The organism is Kitasatospora sp. NPDC041988 (genome assembly GCF_055588525.1).
The window spans coordinates 43,799-52,605 of record NZ_JBVJCO010000046.1 but is presented as its reverse complement, the minus strand read 5'-3'; the positions used below and the strand labels follow the sequence as shown (position 1 = coordinate 52,605).

General features: G+C 73.5%; 7 protein-coding genes and 1 pseudogene. 1 reads left to right on the top strand and 7 read right to left on the bottom strand.

The annotated features are described in order from the left end of the window. Positions 1-266 precede the first annotated feature (266 nt). From ACZ6NC_RS33365 to lanL, 3 genes are read right to left on the bottom strand one after another with little or no spacing between them, the layout of a single operon-like run. A complete protein-coding gene (locus tag ACZ6NC_RS33365; RefSeq protein WP_465737603.1) occupies positions 267-386 on the bottom strand; it encodes an ALQxL family class IV lanthipeptide in 120 nt (39 codons plus the stop codon). A gap of 32 nt (positions 387-418) precedes the next feature. Next, the gene (locus ACZ6NC_RS33360) at positions 419-538 is read right to left on the bottom strand and encodes an ALQxL family class IV lanthipeptide (RefSeq protein ID WP_465737602.1); all 120 of its coding nucleotides are present in this window, start codon (positions 536-538) and stop codon (positions 419-421) included. After that, the gene (gene lanL, locus ACZ6NC_RS33355) at positions 535-3,264 is read right to left on the bottom strand and encodes a class IV lanthionine synthetase LanL (protein WP_465737601.1); all 2,730 of its coding nucleotides are present in this window, start codon (positions 3,262-3,264) and stop codon (positions 535-537) included. Before lanL ends, ACZ6NC_RS33360 begins: the two co-directional genes overlap by 4 nt. A gap of 382 nt (positions 3,265-3,646) precedes the next feature. On the opposite strand from lanL, the pseudogene ACZ6NC_RS33350 reads away from it, so the two are divergent. After that, positions 3,647-4,132: pseudogene (locus ACZ6NC_RS33350) on the top strand (lanthionine synthetase LanC family protein); the annotation flags it as partial. Between the two features lie 147 nt (positions 4,133-4,279). Here ACZ6NC_RS33350 and ACZ6NC_RS33345 read toward each other — a convergent pair. The 4 genes from ACZ6NC_RS33345 to ACZ6NC_RS33330 form a co-directional block, all read right to left on the bottom strand. Next, positions 4,280-4,969 carry a hypothetical protein gene (locus ACZ6NC_RS33345; RefSeq protein ID WP_465737600.1) on the bottom strand — a complete coding sequence of 230 codons (690 nt, stop codon included), beginning with the start codon at positions 4,967-4,969 and terminating at the stop codon, positions 4,280-4,282. A gap of 267 nt (positions 4,970-5,236) precedes the next feature. After that, positions 5,237-6,334, bottom strand: a complete 1,098-nt coding sequence (locus ACZ6NC_RS33340) for a caspase, EACC1-associated type (protein ID WP_465737599.1) — start codon at positions 6,332-6,334, stop codon at positions 5,237-5,239. Positions 6,335-6,515: 181 nt separating this feature from the next. After that, positions 6,516-6,860, bottom strand: a complete 345-nt coding sequence (locus tag ACZ6NC_RS33335; protein WP_465737598.1) for an effector-associated constant component EACC1 — start codon at positions 6,858-6,860, stop codon at positions 6,516-6,518. A 20-nt stretch (positions 6,861-6,880) separates the two neighbouring features. Then, positions 6,881-8,278, bottom strand: coding sequence for a tetratricopeptide repeat protein (locus tag ACZ6NC_RS33330; protein ID WP_465737597.1), 1,398 nt, complete (start codon positions 8,276-8,278; stop codon positions 6,881-6,883). Positions 8,279-8,807 lie beyond the last annotated feature (529 nt).

Below are 8,807 nucleotides of genomic sequence, written 5' to 3'. Positions count from 1 at the left end.
TCCCCCCCCCCCCTTCCTCCCCCCCCGCCCCCCCCCCCCCCTCCCCTCCCCCCAAACAAAACGTCCAACCTGGCTGGGGCCCGACCCCCCCCCCCCCCCCCCCCGCCGTCGTGGGGCGCTCCGTGGTCACGCGTCCGTGTGAGTCCGGAACAGGCACTCCCGGAGGGTGAGGACAGGGGAGTCGGCCAGGCCGCAGTCCTCGGTCTCCGGCGGCTGCAGGGCAGTCACATCGGATGTCGTCGTGCTCACTTCTGCCCCTGTCGGGCTCACATGTCGTCGACACTCCAGTGGCCGCACGTGAAGATGCTGAACGGGAAGCAGAGGTAGTCCGTGGTGGTCTGCTCTTCGCTGTCCAGCAGCTGCAGGGCGTTGACGTCGTTGGTCATCGTTCTCACTCGCTTTCTTCGGGTCGGGTCTGCTAGATGTCGCCGTAGCTCCAGTTGCCGCACGTGAAGATGCTGAACGGGAAGCAGAGGTAGTCCGTGGTGGTCTGCTCCTCGCTGTCCAGCAGCTGCAGGGCGTTGACGTCCTTGGTCATGGGTGGTCACCTCCTTCCGGCCGGGTCGGGGCGGGCAGCCACAGGCGTGGCCCGCCGTGGTGGAGCCGTACCAGCAGGCCGAGTGGCCCGGCGAGTCCGGTGTTGTAGCCGACGCCGACCCTGGTCAGGGTGTCGTCGGGGATCAGGAGCAGCCCGTCGTGGACGACGTGCCGCGCGTGGGCGCAGGCGAGGAGTTCCTCGGCGCGGCGCCGGTGGTGGGGGTCGTCGAGGGCCTCGGCGAGGTCGAGCAGGTACTCGGCGTTGCCGGCGAGTCCGTGGCAGGCGGCCGACGAGCTCCGCCACCGCCAGCGGTACACCTCGGTCGCGGCCTGTTCGGCGGTCTCGCGGTAGCGGGGATCCCCGGTGGCCTGCCAGAGGCGGATCAGGAAGGTGCCGATGCCGGAGGCGCCGCTGCACCAGTGGGGCGCGTGGACGGGGGTGTCGGCGCCCCGGTCCTCGACGGGCCAGCCCGCACCGCCGTCCCGCACGCGTGCGGTGGTGAGGAGGGTCTCGGCAGCCGCCCGGGCGGCGTGGACGAAGTCCTCCCGCTCCGCGGCGAGCCCGGCGAGCAGCAGGAAGGTGCCGACGCCGGCGACGCCGTGGGCGAAGCCGAGATGGGTGATTCCGGCGAGTTCGGAGTCGAAGTCGGCCGGGACGGGCCACACGACACCGGAGCGGCCCTTCGCGGCGGTGGTCAGCAGGTGCTCGGCGGCGGCGACCGCGCGTTCGCGGAACTCCTTGTCGCCGGTGGCCTGCCAGAAGTGGAGCTGGGTGAGGCCGGCGCCGGCCACGCCGTGGCACACGTCGGGGTTGGGCCAGCGCACCGGCACCTCACGGGCCAGCCGGGCCGCGTGCTCGGCGAGGCCGTCGTCGTCGAGCAGTCGGGCGGCGTCCAGCAGCGCCCAGGCGGTGCCGGAGCGCCCGAAGTGCAGCCCGGGCAGCTGCTGTCCGCCGGTCTGGGCCCGGGCGGCGATCCACTGCGCGGCCTCGGCGACCGTCGCCCGCAGCCGTGGGTCCGTCCGGTGTGCGGCGGCCGCGGTGAGGACGGACAGGACGCCGGCCGCGCCGTGCTGCACGTTCAGCGGATCGGTCCGCTCGGCGGAGGGGTCGGCGGGCCAGAGCCGTACCGGGTCCAGCGGGGTCATGGTGTCCATCAGGTGGGTCAGCCCGTCGGAGAGCAGCTGCCCCGCGGTCCCGCCGTCCAGGACATTCCCGCCGTCCGGGACGCTCCCGATGACGGGGGGTCCGTCCACGGGTGTGGTGGCGAGCAGCCCGGCGAGCGTCTCGCGGACCGTGTCCAGGCTCCACCGGTCGTTGGGGTCCTGCGCCATGAGGCCCAGCACCAGCGGCTGGAAGGCGGTGAGCTCCGGGCGGTCGGCGAGGGCGGCGGCCAGCAGGGCGGCGAGGCGTTCGTGCTGGCCGCGCGTCGCCCCGCCGTCCGGGGCGAGTCCGGGCTCGGCGCCGGTGAGCAGATGGAACAGCACGGCGCCGAGGCCGTAGAGGTCGGACTCCGGGGTGGGGGCCGAGCCGCTCGGGGCGCCGTCGAGCACCTCGGGGGCGCAGAAGCCCGGAGTGTGGATGCGCGGGACGAGGTCTCCGGGGCGGGCGAGGGCCTCCAGGTCGATCAGGCGGAGCTCGCCGTCCGGAGTGACCATCAGGTTGTTGGGGCTGAAGTCCTGTAGGACCAGGCCGAGTCCGTGGACGGCCTCGACGACGGTCATCAGCTTCCAGGCCAGCCCCAGCATCGACGCCCGGTCGGGGCGGAGCCTCTCGGACACCCAGGAGCGCAGCGTCTGCCCGGCGACGCGTTCCTCGGCGAGGTACCGGTTTCCGCCCTGGCCGAAGACATCCAGCACTTGCGGACAGAGGCCGAGCGGCGCGAGCAGCGTGTGCATCTCCGCCTCGTGGCCGAGCCGGTCGCCCGCGTCGGTGCCTCTGAGGGTGGCCCCGACGTGCCGGCGGGCCTCCTTGATGACGACCTCCTGTCCGGTCCGCTGGTCGGTGCCGAGGAAGACTCCGCCCCGGTAGGAGTGCCGGATGGCCTTGTGCACGACGTAGCGGTCGTTCAGCAGGACGCTCGTCCCGGGGGCGGGCGGGGGCTCTTCGGGCGGCGGCAGCGGGGAGACGGCCCAGGCGGGCGGGCTGAAACCGGCCAGCCGGCGGTCCCGGACGAAGCTCCCGTCGGGTGCCTGCAGCATCGGCTCGGGTGAGCCGTCGTTGGTGAGCCGGGGGAAGCCTCGGAAGGCGCCGTAGCGGTAGTACACCAGGCTGCCCGGCCGGTACTGACGGTCGGAGAGGATGCCCGGCCCCGGCAACTGCGCGGTGGCCAGGTGCAACTCCTCGGCCAGCAGCCGGAACTGGTCGTCGTCGTTCGGGTAGACGGTGATGAACTTTCCGCCGCTTCCGCGGTCGTAGCGGGCGGAGACGAGATCCGTCAGATGACCGGGTGTACCGGCGCACTTGAACGGGGCCCGGGCGGCGACGAGCACCTCGGTGGCACGGGTCAGCACCATCGGGGCGGAGAGCGGGGTGGCCGACACGTGCAGCTTCCAGCCCTGCCTCCGGCCTGCGCCGGCGTCGCCCGGGGAGACGCGGCACCAGAAGTCCTCCGGTATGACGGACCAGCCCTGCGCGCCCTGCCTGCGGAGCACCGCCTCGATCAGGTCGGGGAAGAACGTGGCGTACGGATCTGCCGAGTCCCGACCCGCCGTGTACCCGTCTGCCATCGTTCTTCCCTCGTTCTCTGGAGACTGCCGGAGCTGGTCGGCGTCCGACCGCACCGCCGATCCTGCCGTCGCGGGACCTGCGGTTCATGGGTGCTGAGCACGTATCTTCCGGTCCACGGACCCCCATATACGCCCCCGCAGCGGGTGGTCCTCCCGGGGGAGACGTGGTTCAGCGGCACAGGGCCGCGGCGTGATGCGGGACCCGTAGACGTCCTGCGCGCCGCCGCACGGACGCTCCACGCCATGCCACCGATCCCCGGGGACCGGCCACCCGGGCTCTACGTGGGGGACATGGGCGTGGCCGCAGCCATCCTGCGGGCGGGACAGGTGCTAACTCCTCCAAGCTTCCGTCGACCGGGCCGCCAGGCAGCCGCAGGCACGTCCCGACGACTCTCCCGACCTGTTCCACGGCCTCGCCGGCCGGCTGCTCGCGAACCTGATCCTCCGGGACCAGACAGGCGACGGACAGAGCCTCGACCGAGCGGTGAGATGCGGCGACACGCTCCTGCGGCAGCGGGAGGGCGAGCGCGGCACGGCGCACTGGCGGATCCCGCCGGGATACGGAGATCTCAGCGGCAAGAGCTTCCTCGGCTACGCCCACGGTGCGGCGGGCATCGCCGACGCCCTGCTCGACCTCTACGAGGCCACCGGCGCGCCCGGGTACGAGAAGACCGCGCGAGAGGCGATCGCCTGGATCACCCGCCAGGCGATCCGGTGCCTGGAGGACCGTAGCGGGCTCGCCTGGCCCGTTGTCGAAGGCGGCCCGGCGTCCGCTGGTCCTGCTGCGCATGGCCAGACCCCGTCGCAGCCACCAACTCAGCAGGGAGGGCTTCCGCCCCGCCGGCAATCCGCAGCGCCGGATCCCTGAGCCCGACCCTTGAGCACGTGCACGGCCGCGATCCGGACCGACCTGCGCCGGCCGTGGTGTGCCGACATGGGACGGGGTGTGCCGGCCCTGAGCGAGGCCCCGTGCGAACCCGCGGGACGACTTGTCGGCACCGACTCCGGGGACCGGTCAGAGAGGGTCGTGGTGGGCGGGGCGGTGCTGCCTGCAAGGGTCGGGTCCGGAAGGCTGCGGGGTCACGGCGGCGGGCATGATGCGGCAGGCGAAGACGATGTGGGCGCCGATGACGAGCACGACGGGGAGGCCTCCGAGAAGGAGGAGGAAGGCCGGCGCGAGGTTCGCGAGCAGTGCGAGGGGGAGGCGGGCGTTCCGGCCGCGTGACGCCCACGGGGCCACCATGAGCAGGGCGGCAAGGACCGGGGCGCCGATGAACAGGGCAATGATGCCGGCGGCCTGGAGGTACAGCCCCGGCGGGGAGTCGGGGAAGCCCGCGTCGTCGGCGGGGCTCGCGAGGACGGGGGCCGGCAGGGAGGCCAGCAGGACGATCGGCGTCAGATAGTAGGCGACGTAGTGGGCTGCGGCCTTTCCGGCCCAGCGCAGGGCCGTCCGCCCGTGGGCCGCCCAGGTGCGGGCACCGAGGGCGAAGGGGAGCAGCAGCAGCGGCGCGATGAGCAGAAGCAGGAGCCCGAGGTCTCCGCCGGGGTAGTCCTCGGCGAGTTCGAACACCGCCAGGTAGGCGGCGGGCAGTGCGATGAGCATCGAAACGGTGAAGGACTGGCCGACCGCGCAGCACAGGCCGTGCCCGGCCGGTCGCCCGAGCGGCGTCCGGCCGTGCCGTGCACCGGCGGCGCGGGCTGCCACGAAGGGCCCTTCCGAGGCCATCCCGGCCATCCGGCGTCGTTGCGCGACAGCTCCCGGCCCGATGTGCTGGAACGCTTGCACAGGCTCCCCCTCCGCGAAATTGAACGCGTTCAAAGTAGACCCTGATGTCACGCCCGGTCAATTGACGGCCGCTCAACTGCTGTGCCGGTGACGCAGGCGGTACGCCTGGACGAGCGGGGAGCGGACGATGGCGTGGTGCCGGTCCCGGGCGGTGACGTGGTCGAGGGGGTCGGGGACCTCTGGTGCTCAGGCCCGGCCCTTTTGCCGCAGTAGCGTCCTGAGGTTCTCCTTCGCCTCGGCCAGTCCGGCATCGGCGGCCTTCCTGAACCACTGCTCGGCCTGCACGAGATCCCCGGTGTGCCAGGAGCGGACTCCGACGTCGTTCATGGCGGTCGGATCGCCGGAATCGGCGGCCCTCCGGCGCCAGATTCCCGCTTGGGACAGGGCTCCGCGCCGTTCGAGCAGGCGCGACAGCCGAAGCATCGCGTCGGGCAGCCCGGCCTCGGCGGCCCTCCGGTACCGGTGCTCCGCGTCGGCGGTCTCGCCGGTCCGCTCCAGCCGCTCCCCCTCCTTGACCAGCGCCTCCGGGTCGGGGGAGTCGGTGTACAGCCGGTTCCGGACCAGGGCGAGCTTGCCGGCCGTGCGGGTGTTGCGCTGCTCGGGGCGCGGGTGCCCCTGGCTGGGCAGCACCTTGGCGAGGTGTTCGTGGATGGCCAGCAGGGTGAGGAACTCCGCCGCCTCCGCCGACCCGTGCCGCAGGAGGCTCAGCAGTTCACCGGTGTAGGCCGTGTACCGCGCGTCGGAGGGCGCGATGGAGGGCCGGTTCGCCGGTGAGGAGGCCAGGGTGCAGGTCCCGGCCGCCTCCAGCTGGCCGGCCACCACCGAGGTGGCGGAGGCCATCGTGTCGATGGCCATCCCGGAGAAGCAGCAGTCCAGGATCAGGACCCGGTTGGCCGCACGGGCGGTGGCCAGTGTGCGGCGCAGCAGACCGAACGGCAGCCCCGTCCAGGCGATCAGCGGGGGGTCGCTGGAGGTCCCGGGCAGCGACAGGTACAGCTCCCCGTCCGGGCCGACCAGGCCGTGGCCGGCGTAGTAGACCAGCAGGAGGTCCTCCGCCTGCGCGGCCGCGGTCACCAACCGGGCGCCGATCACGGCGAGCTCGGCCCGGTCGGGCTCCGCCACACAGTGCTCGGACGGGAGGGCCGTGCCCCACGGGCTGCCGAGCACCCGGGCGAGGTCGGCGATGTTGTTGCGCACGGCGGGCAGGTCGGGCAGGTCGGGGTCGGTATAGGTACTGGAGCCCAGCAGCACGGCTCTGGAACGCAGCGGGTCCGGCAGGCGCATTCACCCCTCCAGGGCGTGCCGCGGGACGGCGTCCGCGCCCGCGCGGCACGGCTCCGGAGCGCAGCGGGCGAGGCGAGCGCGGCGGGCCGGGTGAGCGCAGTGGGTCAGGCGGGTTCGGCCGGCCCGTCGCATCTGGTCCGCCCGCCGCGTCCGGCCCGCCGGTCGCGTCCGGCCGGCCCGGTCACTGCTCCAGCGCATGCCGCAGCACGGCTTCCACGTCCAGCTCCGGAGCGTCCCGGACGGAGATCCTGACGCTCCGCCCGTCGGGGCCGGTCACCTCGATATCCGCGGACGGACGGCGGTGCCTGATCCACACCGCGACCGAGGCGGCCAGCACCGTGCCGGCTCCCTGGGCGCCGAGGGCCACGATCAGGATGTCGGCGAGCCCGCCCATCTGCTCGGGGAGCGTCCCGGGCTTCTCGATCGCGGCCTGCCCGCGGAGTTCGTCCTCGCGCGACAGCCAGTCCGCCAGCTCGACCAGCTCCGTCGGAGCGCGGTCACCGGTCAACCGGATTCGTGCCTGCATCGCAGTCCCCTTCTCGGCTCTCATCCCCAACGCCGTGCTTCCGTCACGGCCTTCAGATCGATCAGCGCGTTGGCGTATCCGGCATCGACCGCCCGCCGGCACCACTGCTCCGCCTGGGCCGTCTCGCCGAGCTCTGCCAGCAGCAGCCCGAGCATCGCCATCGCCGACGCGTTGCCGGTGGCGGCGCTCCTGCGCAGCCACAGTTCCGCCCCCTCCAGGTCCCGGCGCTGCCACCGCAGCCGCCCCACCTGGAACATGCCGAACTCGCTGCCCGCCTCGGCGGACCGCAGGTACCACCGCTGCGCCTCGTCCGCGTCCCCGCGCTTCTCCGCCAGCGCACCCGCCCTGAACATGGCGAGGGCGTCCCCGGCGTCCGCCGCCCTCCGGTACCACTGCTCCGACTCGGCCGCCGCGCCGCGCCGTTCCAGCACGGAGGCCAGCCGCAGCATCGCGTGGTTGATCCCGGCGCTCACGGCCTCCCGGTACCAGCGCTCCGCCTCGGCGAAGTCCTGCCGCTGCTCCAGCACCCTCCCCAACAGATCCATCGCCGGCGGCACCCCCGCCTCGGCCGCCGACCGGTACCACGGCTCGGCCCCGGCCACGTCCCCGCGCTCCTCCAGCAGAGTGGCCAGCATCATCATCGAACGGACGTGTCCGGCCTCCGCCGCCTGGCGGTGCCACTGCTCGGCCTCGGCCATGTCGCCCTGCTGCTCCAGCAGGCCGGCCAGACTGAAGACCGCCGGGAGGTGCCCGACACCGACGGCCCAGCGCAGCAGCCCCTCCGCTTCGGCCGGTTCGCCGCGCTCCATCAGCAGGGACGCCAGCAGGGTCAGCAGCTCGGCCACGAGCTCGACCGACTCGTCCTCGGGCGCGTCGCCCGCCTGCGACACGATCGTGGCGGCGTTGCGCACCAGCTGCTCCGCCTCGGCCGGGTCACCGCGCTGCACCGCCAGGCGCGCGAGATCCCTCAGCGCGTTTCCCTGCACCACGGAATTGCCGGTGGCGTCGGCCGCCTTGCGCAGCCACTGCTGCGCCGCGTCCAGGCGGCTCTCCTGCACCAGCAGGCACCCGGTCTTCCACATCGCGTAGGCGTCGCCGCTCTCCGCCGCGCGGTGGTACCACGCGTGGGCGCCCGCAAGGTCGCCGCGCTGCTCAAGGAGGTAACCCATGCCTCCCATCGCGTTCACGTGCCCCGCTTCCGCGGCCTTGCGCATCCAGTCCTCGGCCGCCTCCGGCTCTCCCCGGTCCCGCAACAGCTGTCCCAGCCGCGCCATCCCGTCGGGGTGACCGCCGGCCGCGGCCCGCCGGTACCACCCCTCGGCCTGGACGGAATCCCCTCGCTCCTCCAGCAGCCAGCCCAGCCGGATCATCGCCTTCGGATCGCCGCCCTCGGCGGCCGCACGGTACTGCTCCTCCACCTGACCCCCCCCTGTCGGTGTGCGGATGATGCGCGCCGGCGAGGGGCCGGGCGTTCGCCCGGCCGGATGACAACGTCTCAGCCGGCACCTCCCATGCTGCCCGCACGCGGGCATGATCATCCGACTGCTTGCGCCGTATCCATCCGTATCCATCGGACCACCGCTTCCACGCGCGGTGGCTGGGGAGACCGGGGTGGACGTGGCCGTGCCCGCCGGAGCCGGGATGGGCGTCCGTGCCGCGACCGCGTTGTGCGCCGGCGCACGACCAGCGTGCCGGTGGACCGGGCGCGCGCTGTCCGTTGCGGGACACGCCCCCCGTTCTCAGGCCAGGCGTCCCGGCGCCGAGCGCGGTGCCGGGTTAGCGTGAGGCACCGTTTCGCCCTGGCCTGGCCTGGCCTCACCTGGCTCGGCTCGGCCCGGCCGCAAGCCGAGGTGGGCAGCACTCCGGGGAGCCGCCCCGAGGCGCACCACGTCCTCCCCCGTTCACCGCCGGCTACCGGGCCGTCGTCGGCAGGGTGCCCCCGCCCCG